General features: G+C 36.4%; 16 protein-coding genes. 10 read left to right on the top strand and 6 right to left on the bottom strand.

Features of this window, described 5'->3' with window-relative positions:
* A partial coding sequence (locus GFJ36_RS27365) for an Ig-like domain-containing protein (protein ID WP_242016039.1) occupies window positions 1–622 on the bottom strand: 622 nt, incomplete at its 3' end.
* 778 nt (window positions 623–1,400) lie between these two features.
* Window positions 1,401–2,195, bottom strand: a complete 795-nt coding sequence (gene map, locus GFJ36_RS27360) for a type I methionyl aminopeptidase (protein WP_097889515.1) — start codon at window positions 2,193–2,195, stop codon at window positions 1,401–1,403.
* A gap of 157 nt (window positions 2,196–2,352) precedes the next feature.
* Here map and GFJ36_RS27355 point away from each other — a divergent pair, with 157 nt between their 5' ends.
* Genes GFJ36_RS27355 through GFJ36_RS27340 form a run of 4 tightly spaced genes read left to right on the top strand, consistent with a single transcriptional unit; the run spans window position 2,353 to window position 5,716 of the window.
* On the top strand, window positions 2,353–3,255 hold the full coding sequence (locus GFJ36_RS27355) for an ABC transporter ATP-binding protein (RefSeq protein WP_098230434.1): 903 nt from the start codon (window positions 2,353–2,355) through the stop codon (window positions 3,253–3,255).
* On the top strand, window positions 3,252–3,986 hold the full coding sequence (locus tag GFJ36_RS27350; RefSeq protein ID WP_087985991.1) for an ABC transporter permease: 735 nt from the start codon (window positions 3,252–3,254) through the stop codon (window positions 3,984–3,986). The genes GFJ36_RS27355 and GFJ36_RS27350 overlap by 4 nt, the downstream gene beginning before the upstream one ends.
* Complete coding sequence (locus GFJ36_RS27345) at window positions 3,987–5,117, top strand: sensor histidine kinase (RefSeq protein WP_097907574.1); 1,131 nt, start codon at window positions 3,987–3,989, stop codon at window positions 5,115–5,117. It abuts the gene before it with no gap.
* Window positions 5,114–5,716, top strand: a complete 603-nt coding sequence (locus GFJ36_RS27340) for a response regulator transcription factor (RefSeq protein ID WP_000619265.1) — start codon at window positions 5,114–5,116, stop codon at window positions 5,714–5,716. Before GFJ36_RS27345 ends, GFJ36_RS27340 begins: the two co-directional genes overlap by 4 nt.
* Before the next feature lie 12 nt (window positions 5,717–5,728).
* On the opposite strand, the gene GFJ36_RS27335 is transcribed toward GFJ36_RS27340, so the two are convergent.
* The gene (locus tag GFJ36_RS27335; RefSeq protein WP_141542778.1) at window positions 5,729–6,052 is read right to left on the bottom strand and encodes a bacillolysin; all 324 of its coding nucleotides are present in this window, start codon (window positions 6,050–6,052) and stop codon (window positions 5,729–5,731) included.
* A 411-nt stretch (window positions 6,053–6,463) separates the two neighbouring features.
* On the opposite strand from GFJ36_RS27335, the gene GFJ36_RS27330 reads away from it, so the two are divergent.
* On the top strand, window positions 6,464–7,321 hold the full coding sequence (locus GFJ36_RS27330) for a helix-turn-helix domain-containing protein (RefSeq protein WP_097889519.1): 858 nt from the start codon (window positions 6,464–6,466) through the stop codon (window positions 7,319–7,321).
* Between the two features lie 90 nt (window positions 7,322–7,411).
* Window positions 7,412–7,558, top strand: a complete 147-nt coding sequence (locus GFJ36_RS27325; protein WP_097889520.1) for a quorum-sensing peptide PapR — start codon at window positions 7,412–7,414, stop codon at window positions 7,556–7,558.
* 16 nt (window positions 7,559–7,574) lie between these two features.
* Here the strand turns inward: GFJ36_RS27325 and GFJ36_RS27320 are convergent, their stop codons facing one another.
* From GFJ36_RS27320 to cls, 3 genes are all read right to left on the bottom strand, one after another.
* Window positions 7,575–10,253 (bottom strand): DUF4084 domain-containing protein, encoded by a 2,679-nt coding sequence (locus tag GFJ36_RS27320; protein WP_088608227.1) that lies wholly within the window; start codon window positions 10,251–10,253, stop codon window positions 7,575–7,577.
* 128 nt (window positions 10,254–10,381) lie between these two features.
* Entirely contained in the window at window positions 10,382–11,335 is a 954-nt protein-coding gene (uvsE, locus tag GFJ36_RS27315; protein WP_141542779.1) for a UV DNA damage repair endonuclease UvsE, read from the bottom strand.
* Between the two features lie 32 nt (window positions 11,336–11,367).
* Entirely contained in the window at window positions 11,368–12,561 is a 1,194-nt protein-coding gene (gene cls / locus GFJ36_RS27310; protein WP_088064872.1) for a cardiolipin synthase, read from the bottom strand.
* Between the two features lie 353 nt (window positions 12,562–12,914).
* Here cls and GFJ36_RS27305 point away from each other — a divergent pair, with 353 nt between their 5' ends.
* The 4 genes from GFJ36_RS27305 to GFJ36_RS27290 all read left to right on the top strand — a co-directional run.
* Window positions 12,915–15,026, top strand: a complete 2,112-nt coding sequence (locus GFJ36_RS27305) for a (Fe-S)-binding protein (RefSeq protein ID WP_001086763.1) — start codon at window positions 12,915–12,917, stop codon at window positions 15,024–15,026.
* A gap of 9 nt (window positions 15,027–15,035) precedes the next feature.
* Window positions 15,036–16,319, top strand: a complete 1,284-nt coding sequence (locus GFJ36_RS27300; RefSeq protein WP_098230433.1) for an acetyl-CoA C-acetyltransferase — start codon at window positions 15,036–15,038, stop codon at window positions 16,317–16,319.
* 56 nt (window positions 16,320–16,375) lie between these two features.
* Window positions 16,376–17,227, top strand: coding sequence for a 3-hydroxybutyryl-CoA dehydrogenase (locus tag GFJ36_RS27295; protein ID WP_000538863.1), 852 nt, complete (start codon window positions 16,376–16,378; stop codon window positions 17,225–17,227).
* A 72-nt stretch (window positions 17,228–17,299) separates the two neighbouring features.
* On the top strand, window positions 17,300–18,331 hold a 1,032-nt coding region (locus tag GFJ36_RS27290; protein WP_157349810.1), incomplete at its 3' end, for an acyl-CoA dehydrogenase.

Genomic DNA, 18,331 nt, shown 5'->3' with positions numbered 1-18,331 from the left:
CTTGCTCCGTATTACCAGTAACAGGTTTAGCTACTGGATCTTGCACTTGTTTATTAGTATCCTGTTCGGTGCTATCTTCTTTAGAATCTTCTACTTGAACAGGAACCGATATAGGCTGCACCAGTGTTCCTAAAGGGAAAGCGATTTGAACTGATTTTTCTCCAGTTTTTAAAGTTGGGTTAAACACAGTATCAACTTTGATTTTTCCTTTAGCATCTTTAGAATTTTCTACTTGATCATTAAATATCAGCTTTAATTTATTATCTTTAGCTGTTATAAAATATTGACCAATATTTTTTTGATCTGTTACTAAATCTCCTTGCAAATCTTTAGATACTTTTAATGCAAGTGGTATTTGAATTATCGCTGTATCGTTTGCATGTACAACTTGTTGATCCTTTATTGACCAAGCATATTCTACTTGAATGGTTGATCCTATCTTTATTAAGTTGTTAGGATTTTTTGCTTCGTCAATAATGTGATCCGTTGCATCTTTCATTTCAACAGTGTCAAATAAGGAATCTCCTGTTAAGGTTTCCGCTCTTACTTGATTGTATGGAAAACTAGCAAGTTGCGAAAATAGTACGAATACAATTAAACATACATTGAAAAGTTTTTTCATTTTTCCTCCTCTGAACATTCATTTGTCCATTGGGGACTTATTCCACATGAACAAATGGAATATTAAAAGTATTTGTTATAAGCTATTTATTTTTGGTTATTCCTCCGTTTCTATACGCGTTCTCAGACAAACAGGATTATGTTCAAAGTAATAGTATTTAACGTAAAACAAAATGTATATTTACACAGTTCTGTGGAAATATACACAATTCGACAAAAAATGTCGAAAAAAATACTGATATAAAGAATGATATCAGACCTTTATATGTGAGATAGTTTTCATGTATATCTAGTAAAAAAGAATGGTTATAAAGGTAAGTTTTACGATACATACTAACCAAGGTAGTGTATCCCTTTGTGAAGGCTTATTTTTGCCTTAAAGTTATGTGGAAATAAAAATCTAGATAGGGTTGGTTTTGGTCAGAATGAAGACAATATGTACTTTGAAATTAGTCATTTATTTTGTCTAAAGAGAGTTGTGCGATTAGTGGACCGAAGTTGAAAGATGATAGTTTCTTACATTGTTAGAGAAATATAAGGATTACAGAATATTCGACTAACACGTTACTACGGTCATTTTTGAGACTGTTTAAACAATAAGAAAGAAGGTGTTTTCCTCCTTAGTTACAATATCTTTTTAGTAAAGATAAGCTTAAGTAACCTCCGCTAAAGATTATATACTTAAATGATAAAGAGTTCAACAATAGTTCACATATTTTCCCAAAAATAAAAACGGCTGTTTTATGTGGAATAAATCTACAAAACAGCCGTTTTTGGTATTAGATTTCTGTTAAGATTATCGGCTCGCCGCGTGTTACGACAACTGTATGTTCACATTGTGCAACAAGGCTTTTATCAGGTGTAACGAATGTCCAACCATCATCGCCACGTTCGATAATGTGATCAGCTTTCATAGAAATGAATGGTTCTACAGCGATAACAAGACCGTCTTTTAGAAGCGCATTATCCATTGGGTCAAAGTAGCTTAAAATGTGGTTTGGTGCTTCGTGTAAGCTAAGACCAATACCGTGACCAGTTAAGTTTTGAATTACATTATATCCATTTTTATGTGCAAAGTTTGAAACAGCACGACCAATTTGGTTTTGTTTGGAACCAGCTTTCACCTTTTTCATCGCTGCCCAAAATGCATCAACCGCTGCTTGGCAAAGCTTTTCTTTTGCTTCATCTTCTCCAAGTACAAATGAAATACCTGTATCTGCATAATAGCCATCAAGTGCAGCAGATACGTCGACATTTACTAAGTCGCCTTCTTTTAATACGCGATCTCCTGGAATACCGTGAGCAACTTCTTCGTTTACACTGATGCAAGTTACACCTGGGAAATCATATTCTTTTTCAGGTGCAGAAATAGCACCATGCTCATCTAATACTTTTTTACCGATCAAATCAAGCTCTTTCGTTGTCATACCTGGCTTCGCTTCTTTTTTCATTTCTTCACGTGCAAGTGCAACGATGCGGCCGATTTTTCGTAAGCCTTCTAAATCTTGTTCATTACGAATAATCATGAAAACCACTGTCCTTCCTCGAATGTATATCTTATCCGATTGTATCATGTTTATTTTCGTCCTGCTACTCGCTTGCGGTATGTGGGCTGATTCCTCTCATAAGGAATACATGACAATTGTCATATCGATGTCATGACGCATCATACTGTTTCCTAAGTTTTCCAACACGTACAATGTAAATATAAGAAACAGCGGGGGTGGAGAGATGGAAAAGATTATAGAAGTAAATGGTGTTTCTAAAACATTTAAATATAAAAAGGCAGTAAATAACGTCTCATTTTGTGTGAATAAAGGAGAAATTGTAGCACTACTTGGACCGAATGGTGCAGGGAAAACGACGACGATGTCGATGATGCTTGGATTAAAGGATCCGACGGAAGGAACTGTTTCTATATTTGGAAAGAGTCCCAAACATAGAGATGTTCGTAATAGCCTCGGTGCGATGTTACAAGAAGTAAGTGTCATTGATAGCATTACAGTAGAAGAGGCAATTGAGTTATTCCGTAGTTATTATACGAATCCGGTAGCGAAAGAAACGTTACTACAGTTATCAAATTTAGAATCGGAGCGAAAGCAAAGATGTGAGAAATTATCAGGTGGGCAAAAAAGAAGGTTAAACTTTGCACTCGCACTTGCAGGAAATCCTGATTTGTTATTTTTAGATGAGCCGACAGTTGGAATGGATATTACGTCTCGAAGAACGTTTTGGGAAACAATTCGAAAGTTAGCAAGTGAAGGGAAAACAATTATTTTAACAACGCACTATTTAGAAGAAGCGGATGCATTGGCGAATCGCATTTTATTATTTGCGAATGGAAAGATTATCGCAGATGGTACACCAGATGAGATGAAGGCGACGATTTCGCGAAAAACAATCAAGTTTTATTCGAAGGAAAGTATTCCTGCAAAATTACTAAAAGAATTACCAAACGTAACCGAAGTACAGTCAAACGAAGGGCACTTCACTTTAACAACTGAAGATACAGATGCAACTTTAAAAGCGATTTATCAAAAGAACTTACCTGTAACAGATGTTTCAGTTGAACGTGGAAGTCTTGATGAAGCATTTGAACAGTTTATCGCAAATCAGGAGGAGGGAATCGCATGAGAGCTTTATGGATGCAATGCAAAATAGAAATTTTACGTACGTTTCGTAATAAATTGTTTATCTTTTTCTCATTACTAATGCCAGTTATGTTTTACTACATTTTCACAAATGTTATTCAAGTGCCACAAAACGGAGATGCTTGGAAAGCGCATTATTTAATCTCAATGGCGACGTTTAGTATTGTAGGGACGGCACTTTTTAGTTTCGGTGTAAGGATTTCTCAGGAAAAGGGGCAAGGATGGACACATTTGTTAAAAATTACACCACTTCCAGAGGGGGCATATATAACAGCCAAAATCATCGCTCAAACTGTAGTGAATGCTTTTTCAATCTTAGTTATCTTTATCGCAGGAATATTAATTAATCATGTTGAGTTAACAGTAGGGCAATGGATTGGCGCTGGATTATGGTTGTTGTTAGGTGTAACACCATTTTTAGCGTTAGGAACAGTAATAGGTTCTATTAAGAAGGCCGATGCAGCGGCGGGTTTAGCTAATATTTTAAATATGAGTCTAGCCGTAATTGGCGGGTTATGGATGCCGATCGAAGTATTCCCGAAAATATTAAGATCTATCGGTGAATGGACACCAACATATCATTTCGGAAGCGGTGCATGGGATATTGTAGCTGGAAAATCAGTTGGTTGGGAAAATATCGCGGTATTAGGAGGTTATTTCCTTATATTTGTTGTAATATCAATATATATAAGAAAAAGACAGGAAGCGGTATAAATGATAGAGAAGAAGAGGATTGAGATTTTTCCGAAACAGATGGGTTTCTTCCCGTATATGTGGCTTGTGTATCTGTTATTTCCAATTTACCATCTAGCACAAGCATCGGGATGGAAGCTTGTAATGGGGAGTGGTATGTTGATACTTTTTGTTATCACATACCGTCAACTTTATTTTGTTAATAAGACTTTCGTTTTATGGGCATGTATGCAAATGATACTCACACTGCTATTTGCTTTTTATTATAATGCCTTCATGATATTCTTTGGTTTTTTCACAGCAAGTGCGATAGGGTTTGCGCCAAATAAGAAAGAGTTTCGAGTGTTGTTAAGTTTGTTAGCTGTAATGCTTGGAATTTTTATATTTGTAAATATGAATCAAATATCAACTACAAGTTTAGTGAATATTGTTCCGATGTTTATTTTAATGCTTATTACGCCATTTGGTATGCGCAACTTTAATCAAAAAAAGATGTTAAGAAATCAATTAAACGAAGCGAATGAGCAAATTAAAGACTTAGTAAAACGTGAAGAGCGGCAGCGGATCGCAAGAGATCTTCATGATACGTTAGGACATACGTTATCACTCATTACTTTAAAAAGTCAGCTCGTGGAGAAGTTAATTGTTAAAAATCCGGAGCGTGCAAGTGCGGAAGCGAAGGAAATTACACAAACATCTCGTACCGCTTTAAAGCAGCTAAGGGAATTAATCTCTGATATGCGTATGATTACAGTGGAAGAAGAGCTTGAGCAAATAAAAGCAATCTTACAAGCTGCTACTATTGAATTAGAAATAAAACAAGAAACGAGTGCAAGTTCGTTATCACCAATTGAACAAAATATTTTAGGAATGTGTTTACGTGAGGCTGTGACGAATGTTGTAAAGCATAGTAAAGCGACGCGTTGCACAGTTTCTGTACTAGAATCACAAGGTGAATTAATTTTGACAGTAGAAGATAATGGAGTTGGTTTAGCAGATCAAAACCATGATGGAAATGGCATTCGTGGTATGAAAGAGCGCATCGCTCTTATTGACGGGTTTGTTGAACTGGGCACAATCAATCCAGGGACACTATTAATAGTAAAAGTACCAGTTGTCATTAGAACAGGAAAAGATGAGGTGAGGGCATGATTCGAATTATTATTGCAGAAGATCAGCGGATGCTTCGTGGTGCATTAGGGGCCCTACTTGATCTAGAAGATGATATTGAAGTAATTGGGCAAGCTGCCAATGGGGAAGAGGCGTTAAAACTAATTGAATCGCTACAACCTGATGTAAGCATTATGGATATTGAAATGCCAATTCAAAGCGGATTAGATGTTGCGGAAACGTTACAGAAAGAAAAATCAGCATGCAAAGTAATGATTTTAACAACATTTGCGCGCCCTGGATATTTTGAACGAGCAATGAAAGCTGGCGTGCACGGATATTTATTAAAAGATAGCCCAAGTGAAGATTTAGCTGCAGCGATTCGTAATGTAATGAAAGGAAAGCGAGAGATTTCTCAAGATTTGATGTTCGGCTTATGGCAGGAGCAAAATCCGTTATCAGATCGTGAAAAAGAAGTATTGCTACTTGCGAAAGAAGGAAAGACGGCAAATGAAATTGCGAAGGCGCTCTATCTTTCGCCTGGTACAGTACGTAATTATATTTCTGAAGTATTAACGAAGCTTGATGCGAAAAATAGAATTGAGGCAATTACAATTGCGGAAGAAAAGGGATGGATATGAAAAGAAGTTTACCTATGAGTGGTAAGCTTCTTTTTTCTTATAAACAAGTATTTCAATAGAGAGTTTTGTCACAGTCGCATCGCTCAGAATTTGAAGTATATCGTGTAATTTAGATTTTACTTCATTTTTCGACAAAAAATTTGTTATAGTAAGATTAGGTTGTTGATTTAAGTTTTGGATAACTTTACCACTAACAGTTGTGATTACTCCATTTTTATCTACTTTTACAATAAGATCTTGGCCATATACTTTATAGTGTTTATATGTTTGTGCAAGGCGAGCTTCGGTTTGATTTTCTTTTGTTGCTTTATTTGTAGGTTGGGAATCTACATTCATTTCAGTTGTCATTCACTTTTGTTGAGCTTTCGCCTCATTTATCTCACCTTTTAAATACTTTTTCAGCATATTTTTTCGTATCATTTTGAGGTTGTGTAATTTTTTAAGCGTTAAATTAGGCTAAGTAATTTCAAATTTTACTTTATTTCTGTCTAATTCTTGGGTGTGAATAACTTCTGCTACTGCTAATAAAGGAAAAAAAACCGAATGTAACGAAGGCACGGGCGAATTTTCTATAATTTATCTATAAAACCACTAATCTATTATTGTATGTGAGACGAATTGTATGAAGAATTTGCCGAATTTTATATATATTATGCATTATTTCATGTCAAAAATTGTCGAATTCACATTATTGTAGTGGTATGACAACTTAACAAATTATATTGTTATAATGGATGGTGAGTAAGTATGCACGCAGAAAAATTAGGAAGTGAAATTAAGAAAATTAGGGTAATGAGGGGATTAACACAAAAACAGTTATCCGAGAACATATGTCATCAATCGGAAGTGAGCCGAATTGAATCAGGCGCGGTATACCCAAGTATGGATATATTGCAAGGTATTGCAGCAAAATTACAAGTTCCCATTATTCATTTTTATGAGGTACTCATTTATTCTGATATTGAGAGGAATAAGCAGTTAAAAGATCAAATTATTATGCTTTGTAAGCAAAAGAAATATAAAGAAATTTATAATAGGGTATGCAATGAGTTGAAAAAGGAAGAATATCATCCCGAGCTTCAGCAATTTCTTCAATGGCAATATTATGTAGCTGCTTACATATTAAAAAAAATCGATTATGAATATTGTATTTTAGAATTAAAGAAATTGCTCAATCAACAATTGGTAGGAATAGATGTATATCAGAATCTTTATATTGAAAACGCAATTGCAAATATTTATGCTGAAAATGGTTATTTGAAGAAGGGTATTGATTTATTTGAAAATATATTAAAACAATTAGAGACATTGCATGATAATAAAGAATTTGATGTGAAGGTGAGACATAATCATGCAAAAGCATTATTCTCAGATAATCAATACGAAGAAGCGCTTTGCCACGCAAATAAAGCTATTGAACTATCGTGCCAAATTAATAGTATGACATTAATTGGACAGTTATACTTTCGAAAAGGTGAATGCCTAGCAAAGCTAGGGTGTGATAGAGCGGAAATTGAAGATGCTTATGAAAAAGCGTGTTTCTTTTTTGATATATTAGGAAACCATACATTAAAAGAATCACTTATGAAAAAAATGAAGAAATAAAAAAGATCTAAAAAATAAATATGCATAATTGCATAATGTATGGATAAATTTTCATGATATATTTAAATAAAAAAATGCGGGTGATGGAATATGAAGAAACTACTTATTGGTAGTCTATTAACGTTAGCGATGGCATGGGGTATTTCATTAGGAGATACAGCATTAGAGAAAAGTCAAATAATTTCTCACAATAATCAAGAGGTACAATTAGCTGGAGAAGTACCTTATGAATATTAAAAAACAACCGTCTTACTTAGACGGTTGTTTTTTTGTGTAGTAACATCCAAACGTCTTTACTAGAAACAGGCTTGCTAATAAGGAATCCTTGAATGTGGTCACAGTTTTGTTCATATAAAAACTTCCATTGTTCTTCCGTCTCTACACCTTCTGCAATAACTTCTAAATTTAGTTCTTTAGATAGTGTAATGATGGAGGAGATAATCGCTTCCTCTAAAGGACTATTTGTAATTCCGCAAATAAACTCTCGAGCAATTTTTAATGTGTTGATTGGGTATTTTGTTAAATAAGCTAAAGAACTATAACCAGTTCCAAAGTCATCGATTGAAATTTGAATACCGAGATTTTGAAGCTGTTCTAGTTTGGAAATGACAGATTGATTTTGATTAATTGCGATACTTTCTGTGATTTCGATATCTAGTGCTTCTGATTTTAGTTCGGTTTCTTCTAACACTTTTGAAATAGTAGGGATTAAATCTGCATGGTTAAATTGAACAACAGATAAATTCACACCAACTTTTAAGTGAGAAAACCCTTGATTATGCCATCTTTTTGCCTCTAAGCAAGCCGTACGTAAAATCCAATTTCCAAGTTCAATAATAAATCCGGTTTCCTCCGCTAGAGGAATGAATTGGGCAGGAGACACGATGCCGAGTTTTGGGTGCTTCCAACGAATTAATGCTTCAAAACCGATAATTTGTTTTGTTTTCGTACTTACTTGTGGCTGATATTCAAGGAAAAATTCATTTTGTTGTAATGCTTTTGCAAGTTCGCCTTCTAAGAATTGAATTTCATTTTGGGCGATACTCATTTCTTTTGAGAAGAAAACAAATCTGTTTTTCCCATTTGCTTTCGCGCGATACATAGCCATATCGGCATTTTTCATTAATTCAGTAACATCGGTTCCGTAATCAGGATACATGGCAATACCGATACTCGGTGTAATAGATAGTTCTTCGTCTTTAATGAAGAATGGTTTGTTTAAAATGGTTAAAATTTGTTCAGCTATAAAAGCAGCACTTTTTTCTGAGTACATATCTGGTAATAGAATTGTAAACTCATCTCCGCCTTGGCGAGCAACGATATCCTTCGAACGCAAGCAACTGCGTAACCTTTTTGCTACTTCAATTAATAATAGATCTCCGACGTCGTGACCAAGTCTATCGTTAATTTTTTTGAATCGATCTAAATCAAGGAACATGACGGCAACATCATTTGCGCTAGTTTGAGCTATATTTAAAATGTTCTTTAAATCTTTTTCAAACTTTCGGCGATTTGGTAATCCAGTCAGTGCATCATGAAAGGCTAAATGTTCTACTTGTTTTTGTTTTTCATATAAAGTTGTAATATCACGTGCTATGCCGAACATCCCAACAACTTCTTTGTTTATGAAAGTAGGGATGAGTGTAACGTGAAGGTAATAGTAATAGCCTTCTTTTTCTTTTGTGCGAACTTCTAAAGTTTGTGGTCTACCTTCTTTTGTTATTTGTAAAGCTTTCTTTAGTAGATCATGGTCTTTTGAGTCAATAAAGTGTAGAAGAGAATAGCTTTCTACTTCACAATAGTAGGCAGTAAATAAGCTTTCACAAGCTGTATTAGATTGTTGGAAAATACCATCCATATTTAAAGAGAAAACGGCATCAGGATGATCTTCGAATAATGATTTATAGCGTTGTTCACTCTTTGATAACGCAGATGCACCCTCTTCTACTTTGCCTTCTAGTTGTGTAGTCAACTGTTCATATGTATCGATTAGTGCTTGATTATCTTTCCACATGTAAAGTTGTCGTAGGAATAATAAGATGAGTGATAATACTAGACCGATTAGCATGAACTTATCATCCCAAGGTTGAATAAGAATAAAGGAAAAAGTAATGATTATACTGAAATAGGGTAATATAAAGCGCACATAATCAAATCGATAATACTTTGTTTTCGTTTCATGCTGCATTGGTTTGTCCAAAATGTATAGTATGGAAGATAAACCAATTAATAAAATTGAAGCAGTATGTACTAAATAAGAGACTTCAGAAGAAGTTTTCATCCCCATGTTTAGTTGGAACAGATGTATATACCCGTACACAAGTATGATAGTAAAACCGATAATTAATGAAATTCTGCTAGCAGAATATTGTTCTCGTCTATATAGGCTAATAACGGCGTAAATTACTAATGCTTGTGCAATAAAGTATCCAATTAAAACCCAGTGATCTGTTGTTAACATACGAAAGCTTGAGAGGTCCAAAATAAAAGTTAAGGTAAAATAAATATTCATAATAACAATAAAGATGCTATCGAATGAAAATTGAGCAAGGCCTCTAATAGAGTAATGTTTTATGAATTTGATAGCAAACCCAGAAAAGAGCAAAATATATTGTATGATGAAAAAGGGCAATGCCTTATATGAGAATATGACTTGATCATATATAGAAAGTGAATGAAGGAATAAAGTTATTTCCATAGTTAGTCCGCATATGCAAGTGCAGAGTAATAAAACCCAAAATAATTTATCACTACGCTTCATTTTCTTAATAGCTTTATATAAGCAATAGCAAGAAAAGAGTGCAGCAAAACAAAATAAGAAGAGAATTCCAATTTCTTTTATATTCAAGTCCTTAGGGATAAGAAATATCCAAAGGGAAAATATAATTATATACATCGTGACAAAGTGTACATATTTTTTTTGATTAATCATATTATGGCTCCGTTTCAATAAAGTTGAATCGCAGGTGGAAAATGCTAATTCCAATCATAGCATATACAATAGGTTGTTTTTTACTATAAAAATTACTTTTTTTGAAAAAAATAGCTCAACATTACAATTTACCATTGTAATGTTGAGCTATTTACTCTTTTTATCCCTCTTATAGAGGATAATTCATGTATTAATTGCAGCATTGCTAAATCTTTCTGTTTACTTTCAATCATAATATCGAAATTATGGTTGATTTTTTTTGCAATGTGTAAGAAAGGCTTAATAAACTCTAAATCAATATATTCAGAGTGAGCCCTAAATTCTTTTTTTGATTTAGGGGAGGAAATGTGAACTTTAGGAGGGACATTTGTATGTGACCAAGTTTCAAAAATTGCAGGGAGTAACACTTCTAGCGGTTCCTCGCAAAGGTTTGCCATGTGATGATGATAATCAAATACGAATGGAATCTTTTCTTTTTGGCAAATCGATAAAGTTTCAGCAGTTGTATATGTTTTATCATCATTTTCAAGCGTCATTTGCTCTTTTATATGTGCAGGAAGTTTTTTTATGTTTTCATGGAAACGTCCAACTGCTTGTTCTTTATTTCCATAGGCACCACCTACATGGATGTTAATATAAGAAGAATCTGCAATTCCTATTGCATCTAATACTTTATAATGATAGGCCATATCTGTAATAGCGTTAGTTGTAATATGTGGCTTGTCGCTTGTAAATAGCGTAAATTGATTTGGATGAAAACTTACTCGTAAATTGTGTTCTTTAATTAATGCCCCAATTTTACGCCAAAACGGTGTAAATGCACCGATATAATCAAACTCGACTTCGGGATGCGTTGCAAGTGGGACGATGGAAGAAGATAAGCGATATAATGGAATTTCATGCGCTATATTGTAATGAAGAATACGTATTGTATGCTCGAGATTTTGCCGTGTAACATCGTATAATTTATCTTCTCGTTCTTGTTTATTAAGCTTTTGAAAGCTTGTAAATGTCATCGTTTTAGCCGGAGAACAGTCCCAGAGTGCCATTGCATGTGAGACATATCCGAAACGCATAATCATAATGAATACATCTCCTTTATCCATTATCTTTCCTATAGAAAGAAAGCAAGTATCGTTCCTACCCATTCTTTTCCCCTATCAATAAGAGAATGCGGGCTAACATCTTTAAAGGAAAGTAATGACGCATTTTCTAGATCTTCATGGAATTTGTTTTTTACTGTTTGTATAAAATGTTTATCATATAAAAGGCAGTTGATTTCATGGTTAATATATAAACTTCTCATATCAAAGTTTGCAGTTCCAATATCACAAATATAATCATCGACTATAATAACTTTAGCGTGAAAAAACCCTTGTTGAAATGCGTAAATATTACACCCAGCTTGTATTAACTTTCGGCAATATGGGAATTTTGCTTCGCGAACAAGGGCGTGATCCGCTTTTTCTGGAACGAGAACCGTGATTTGGACCCCACGTTTTCGCGCTTTTAATAATGCATTCATAATTTTCTTCCCAGGAATGAAATATGGTGTACCGATAAAGAGTTCTTTTTCCGCACTTTCAATTAAATGTAAAAATGTATTTTGCAAATAGGCACCATCAGTAGGGATAAAACGATGTAGAATGATTCCTGGTTGTTGCTTAGGAAAATAAAGAGGTGAATCTAATAAATTTTGGTTCGTATCGTCGAGCCAATCATGTAAAAATTGCTTTTGTAAATCTTGTATTCCTTCTCCTGTAAGGCGTAAATGATAATCGCGCCATAATCCTAATTTTTGATTATGCCCTAAATATTCTTCTCCAATATTAAACCCACCAATATAACCAATTTTCCCGTCAATAACTGTAATTTTTCTATGGTTTCTTTGATTTGCAGAAAAGAACGGAAAAGGAAATTTCACTTTATGACAAAATGAAAAAGAGACGCCGTGTTTTTGTAGGGAACGAATTGCCTCGTTTGATAAATAATGGCTTCCCAATCGATCGAGTAAAAGTCTTACTTCAATTCCTTCCTGTGCCTTATCGATAAGTAACTTTAAAAATTCACGACTGATTTTATCGTTTTTTACAATGAAGAATAAAACGTGCACATGGTGCTTTGCTTGTTGTATATCAGTAAATAAAGCATCATATAAATCTTGCCCGTATGTATAAAGGTGAAAATTACTTTGACGTAAAGGGAAAGTACGAGAGCGCACACGCTTTAAATGAAGAATCCTCCCATATAAAAGGTCAATTGTGATCCAAAGAGTAACGCATATTAACAAGAGAGATAAGAAGAACATAAGTGAATTCCCTCCTTTGCATTCTTTTCGCCTTCATTTTACTGGCTGCCCGGAGAATCCCGATTGGCTTCACCTTATCCCATATTAAGGGGCGGTAAGCCTCCTACTTAAAAATTAGGCTTACTTAAAGGAATCGGGCGAGAGGAAACAACCCCCTACGGATTAAAGTTTCACTTTATAGTTTCACCGAAATAAACAGCTTTATTAAAAAATATGTTGTTGTATAACAAAAAACTGTTGACTGAATGCTCACTCATTATATAATGAAGACAGGGGATAAAATTCAGAAAATTATATGTTTTTGAAGATTCTAAAAAAGAAAGAGGGCTTACAAAGAGAGGGGTAGCATAAAAATGAATAGCTTACTGATCATTAATTGGCTGGCTGCCATTGCTGTTATTGCTTATGCGGGATATTTGTTTGTGTATCTTATACGGACGAGGATGGCCTACATACAGTTAGGAAAAAAGATTGAATTTGACCGTCGTTTTAAAGAGCGTTGGGATCTCCTTAAGGTCAATGTTTTCGGTCAGAAAAAGCTGCTGAAAGATAAGAAGAGCGGCATTATTCACGTTATGTTCTTTTACGGATTTATTCTTGTCCAATTTGGAGCAATTGACTTCGTTTGGAAAGGACTCGCACCAGGATCACATCTTCCACTTGGACCACTATACCCTGCATTTACATTCTTCCAGGAAATTGTCACACTTGTTATTTTAATTGCAGTCTTTTGGGCTTTTCATAGACGTTATGTTGAGAAGCTAGTTCGTTTAAAACGTAATTTCAAATCAGGCCTTGTTCTTATCTTTATTGGTGGCTTAATGATTTCTGTGCTACTTGGTAATGGGATGGGAATTATATGGCACGGCGAGGAGCTTTCATGGAGTGAACCGATCGCTTCTGCAATCGCTTACGTTTTCTCGGGAATAAATGAAACCGCAGCCATTTCTGTGTTCTATTTCTCTTGGTGGGTGCATCTACTAATTTTGTTAACATTTTTAGTGTATGTTCCACAATCAAAACACGCGCATTTAATTGCGGGACCAGTTAACGTTTTCTTCGGACGTCTTTCAAATCCAGGGAAACTTGAAAAGATTGACTTTGAAGATGAAACGCAAGAAACATTTGGTGTTGGTAAAATCGAAGACTTTAGACAAAATCAGCTTATTGATTTATACGCTTGCGTAGAGTGTGGTCGCTGTACAAATATGTGCCCGGCAACAGGGACAGGGAAAATGTTATCGCCGATGGATTTAATTTTAAAACTTCGCGATCATTTAACTGATAAAGGAGCAGCAGTGACATCAAAAGCACCGTGGGTTCCAGTAGTTGCTTTTAATAATACACAAGGAAATCAGTTAGCGATGATGGCAGCTGGGAAAGGGCAACAAGAATCAGCAGCTACAACGCTTGCTTACGATCCGAGTTTAATCGGAGATGTTATTACAGAGGAAGAGATTTGGGCTTGTACAACGTGCCGTAACTGTGAAGATCAGTGTCCGGTTATGAATGAGCATGTTGACAAAATCATTGATTTACGCCGCTATCTCGTTCTAACAGAAGGAAAGATGGACGCGGAAGCGCAGCGTGCGATGACAAATATCGAGCGTCAAGGGAATCCGTGGGGACTGAACCGTAAAGAGCGTGAAACTTGGCGCCAAGGTGATGATGAAGTAACGGTTCCAACTGTAAAAGAAAAATCGAAAGCTGGCGAGGAGTTCGAATATTTATTCTGGGTTGGTTCAATGGGATCATATGATAATCGTAGTCAGAAGATTGCGATATCGTTTGCGAAGTTAATGAACGAAGCAGGCATTTCATTCGCGATACTTGGTAATAAAGAAAAGAATTCTGGAGATACACCGCGACGTCTTGGAAATGAATTTGTCTTCCAAGAGATGGCGACAAAGAATATCGAGGAATTTGAAAAAGCAGGAGTGAAGAAAATCGTTACGATTGATCCTCACGCTTATAACACATTTAAAAATGAGTATCCAGACTTTGGCTTGCAAGCAGAAGTCTATCATCATACAGAATTGTTAGCTCAGTGGGTGAAAGAAGGACGCTTAAAACCTGTTCACGCTATTGAGGAAACAGTTACGTACCATGATTCCTGTTACTTAGGAAGATACAACGAAGTATACGAAGCGCCACGCGATATTTTGAAAGCAATTCCTGGTGTGAATCTTGTAGAAATGGCACGTAACCGTGAAACCGGAATGTGCTGTGGCGCAGGTGGTGGCTTAATGTGGATGGAAGAGACAGCAGGTTCACGTATTAACGTTGCTCGTACAGAACAAGCACTAGCTGTGCAACCATCCATTATCGGTACAGGTTGTCCATATTGCTTAACGATGATTAGCGATGGGACGAAAGCGAAAGAAGTAGAAGAGAAGGTTCAAACTCTTGATGTAACAGAGATTTTAGAACGCTCTGTTATCGGACAGAAGAAAGAAGCGATGTAATCTGCAAGCATGAATACAACTTTAGAGAGAGGTGCAATCATTGCACCTCTTCTCAACGTAAGAACACCGAGCGAGCGCTCGGTGCTAAAAAAAGAGATGGGGGAAATAGATATGAGTAAAACAGTTATTTTAAGTGCTGCAAGAACACCGGTTGGGAAATTTGGAGGATCTTTAAAAGACGTGAAGGCGACAGAACTTGGGGGAATTGCAATTAAAGCAGCGCTTGAGAGAGCAAATGTTTCTGCTAGTGATGTTGAGGAAGTTATATTTGGAACAGTTATTCAAGGGGGACAGGGGCAAATTCCATCGCGCCAAGCTGCGAGGGCTGCTGGAATCCCTTGGGAAGTACAGACGGAAACAGTGAATAAAGTTTGTGCATCAGGGCTTCGTGCGGTTACGTTAGCGGATCAAATTATTCGTACTGGCGATCAATCACTAATTGTAGCTGGCGGTATGGAGTCGATGAGTAACAGTCCTTACATTTTACGAGGTGCAAGATGGGGATACAGAATGGGGAACAACGAAATCATCGATTTAAACGTTGCTGACGGCTTGACATGCGCATTTTCAGGTATACACATGGGTGTTTATGGCGGAGAAGTTGCGAAGGAAGATGGAATCTCTCGCGAAGCGCAAGATGAATGGGCATATCGTAGCCATCAGCGTGCGGTTTCAGCGCATAAAGAAGGACGTTTTGAAGAGGAAATCGTGCCAGTAACGATTCCACAAAGAAAAGGCGATCCTATTGTCGTTGAAAAAGATGAGGCGCCACGCGCGGATACAACGATTGAAAAATTAGCGAAATTAAAACCTGTATTTGATAAGACGTCGGCAGTGACAGCGGGTAATGCTCCTGGACTAAATGATGGCGGTGCTGCGCTCGTATTAATGAGCGAAGACAGAGCAAAGCAAGAAGGAAGAAAGCCATTAGCGACAATTTTGGCACATACAGCAATTGCAGTGGAGTCTAAAGATTTCCCAAGAACGCCAGGTTATGCAATTAACGAATTGTTGAAAAAAACAGGCAAGACAATTGAAGATATCGATTTATTCGAGATTAATGAAGCATTTGCAGCGGTAGCAATTGCAAGTACAGAGATTGCAGGAATTGACCCAGATAAATTGAATGTAAATGGCGGCGCAGTGGCAATGGGACATCCAATTGGAGCAAGTGGAGCGCGTATTATCGTTACACTTATCCACGCACTGAAGCAGCGCGGCGGCGGAATTGGAATTGCTTCTATTTGTAGCGGTGGCGGTCAAGGTGACGCAATTATGATTGAAGTTTGTTAATTTACGTGTAGGTGATTTTTGATTTATTAACAATTTATATTAAGGGGGAAGAAAGAATGGGTGTACAAAAAATAGTTGTAATTGGTGCAGGACAAATGGGTTCGGGAATCGCACAAGTATGTGCAATGGCAGGATATGATGTGAAGGTACAAGATTTAAAACAAGAGCAATTAGACAGAGGATTGGCTATTATTACGAAAAACTTAGCGCGTCAAGTAGAAAAAGGGCGCATGAAGGAAGAAGAAAAGGAAGCGACGTTAAATCGCCTTACAGTAACGCTTGATTTAGATTGTGTGAAGGAAGCGGATCTTGTTATTGAAGCGGCTGTTGAGAAAATGGACATTAAAAAGAAAATTTTCGCGAATCTAGATGAAATCGCTCCAGAACACGCAATTTTAGCGACGAATACGTCCTCTCTACCAATTACTGAAATTGCAGCAGTAACGAAACGCCCAGAAAAAGTAATTGGCATGCATTTTATGAATCCAGTTCCAGTTATGAAACTTGTTGAAATTATTCGTGGTTTAGCTACAGATGATGAGGTGTATGAAACAATTGAAGATATTACGAAAAAAATCGGGAAAGTGCCAGTCGAAGTAAATGATTTCCCAGGATTTGTATCGAACCGTATTTTATTACCGATGATTAACGAAGCGATCTATACGTTATATGAAGGTGTAGCGACGAAAGAAGCGATTGATGAAGTAATGAAACTAGGTATGAATCATCCGATGGGACCACTTACATTAGCTGATTTTATCGGTTTAGATACATGTTTATACATTATGGAAGTGTTGCATGAAGGATTAGGAGATAGTAAATATCGCCCATGTCCATTATTACGCAAGTATGTGAATGCAGGATGGTTAGGACGTAAAACAGGCCGTGGTTTCTACGTTTACGAATAAAGTCCTCCTTTTATTAAAATAGTGGTCTTACCAAATTATTAAAAAGATATATAGCAAACGGAGGCGGAGTACATGAACTTTCATTTTACTGAAGAGCAACAAATGATGAGGAAAATGGTTCGAGATTTTGCGCAGAAGGAAATAGCTCCCTTTGTTCCTAGTATGGAACAAGGGGTGTTCCCGAAAGAGATTTTGCAGAAGATGGGTGAGCTTGGACTAATGGGTATTCCAGCGCCTGCAAAATATGGCGGGGCAGAAATGGATTTTATTTCTTACATTTTAGCAATTGAGGAAATTTCAAAGGTAAGTGCAACGGTTGGTGTAATTTTAGCTGTACATACGTCAGTTGGAATGAACCCGATTTTATATTTTGGAACAGAAGAACAGAAGCAGAAATATGTTTCTAAACTTGCGACTGGTGAATATTTAGGTGCATTTGCATTAACAGAACCAAATGCAGGATCAGATGCAGGGAGTTTGAAATCAAGAGCTGTAAAGAAAGGCGATCACTACATTATTAATGGATCGAAAGTATTTATTACAAATGGCGGTGAAGCAAGTACATACATTGTATTCGCTTCTACAAATCCAGAGGCAGGAAAAAGTGGGATTTCTGCATTTATAGTAGAGAAAGATACACCAGGCTTAGTTATCGGCAAAGATGAGCATAAAATGGGACTTCTTGGTTCTCGCACGGTACAACTTACGTTTGAAGATATGAAAGTGCCGGCCGAGAATTTACTTGGTGAAGAAGGACAAGGATTTAAGGTGGCAATGGCGAATTTAGATGTTGGACGAATTGGAATCGGAGCGCAGGCATTAGGAATCGCGGAAGCGGCGCTTGCATGTGCGATTGATTATGCGAAAGAGCGTGAGCAATTCGGCAAGCCAATTGCGGCGCAGCAAGGAATCGGATTCAAACTTGCAGATATGGCGACTAGTGTAGAAGCAGCGCGATTACTTGTATACAGAGCGGCATCGCTAAGAGCGCAAGGATTACCATGCGGTAAAGAAGCTTCTATTGCGAAATTATTCGCTTCTAAGACGGCTGTTGAAGTTGCGATTGAAGCGGTGCAAGTATTTGGTGGTTACGGTTATACGAAA

The organism is Bacillus sp. EE-W1 (assembly GCF_009760835.1).
Classification (GTDB): Bacteria; Bacillota; Bacilli; order Bacillales; family Bacillaceae_G; genus Bacillus_A; species Bacillus_A wiedmannii.
Note: the sequence above shows the minus strand (reverse complement) of the source record. Positions and strands in the feature narration are given on the sequence as shown.

Bases quoted from the DNA above. Each gene is read 5' to 3' on its own strand.
- GFJ36_RS27355 (WP_098230434.1), top strand. From the start codon at position 2,353: ATGGAAAAGATTATAGAAGTAAATGGTGTTTCTAAAACATTTAAATAT.
- GFJ36_RS27300 (WP_098230433.1), top strand. From the start codon at position 15,036: ATGAATACAACTTTAGAGAGAGGTGCAATCATTGCACCTCTTCTCAAC.
- GFJ36_RS27305 (WP_001086763.1), top strand. From the start codon at position 12,915: ATGAATAGCTTACTGATCATTAATTGGCTGGCTGCCATTGCTGTTATT.
- GFJ36_RS27335 (WP_141542778.1), bottom strand. From the start codon at position 6,052: ATGAATGTAGATTCCCAACCTACAAATAAAGCAACAAAAGAAAATCAA.
- GFJ36_RS27295 (WP_000538863.1), top strand. From the start codon at position 16,376: ATGGGTGTACAAAAAATAGTTGTAATTGGTGCAGGACAAATGGGTTCG.
- map (WP_097889515.1), bottom strand. From the start codon at position 2,195: ATGATACAATCGGATAAGATATACATTCGAGGAAGGACAGTGGTTTTC.
- cls (WP_088064872.1), bottom strand. From the start codon at position 12,561: ATGTTCTTCTTATCTCTCTTGTTAATATGCGTTACTCTTTGGATCACA.
- GFJ36_RS27350 (WP_087985991.1), top strand. From the start codon at position 3,252: ATGAGAGCTTTATGGATGCAATGCAAAATAGAAATTTTACGTACGTTT.
- GFJ36_RS27320 (WP_088608227.1), bottom strand. From the start codon at position 10,253: ATGATTAATCAAAAAAAATATGTACACTTTGTCACGATGTATATAATT.
- GFJ36_RS27325 (WP_097889520.1), top strand. From the start codon at position 7,412: ATGAAGAAACTACTTATTGGTAGTCTATTAACGTTAGCGATGGCATGG.
- GFJ36_RS27340 (WP_000619265.1), top strand. From the start codon at position 5,114: ATGATTCGAATTATTATTGCAGAAGATCAGCGGATGCTTCGTGGTGCA.
- uvsE (WP_141542779.1), bottom strand. From the start codon at position 11,335: ATGATTATGCGTTTCGGATATGTCTCACATGCAATGGCACTCTGGGAC.
- GFJ36_RS27345 (WP_097907574.1), top strand. From the start codon at position 3,987: ATGATAGAGAAGAAGAGGATTGAGATTTTTCCGAAACAGATGGGTTTC.
- GFJ36_RS27330 (WP_097889519.1), top strand. From the start codon at position 6,464: ATGCACGCAGAAAAATTAGGAAGTGAAATTAAGAAAATTAGGGTAATG.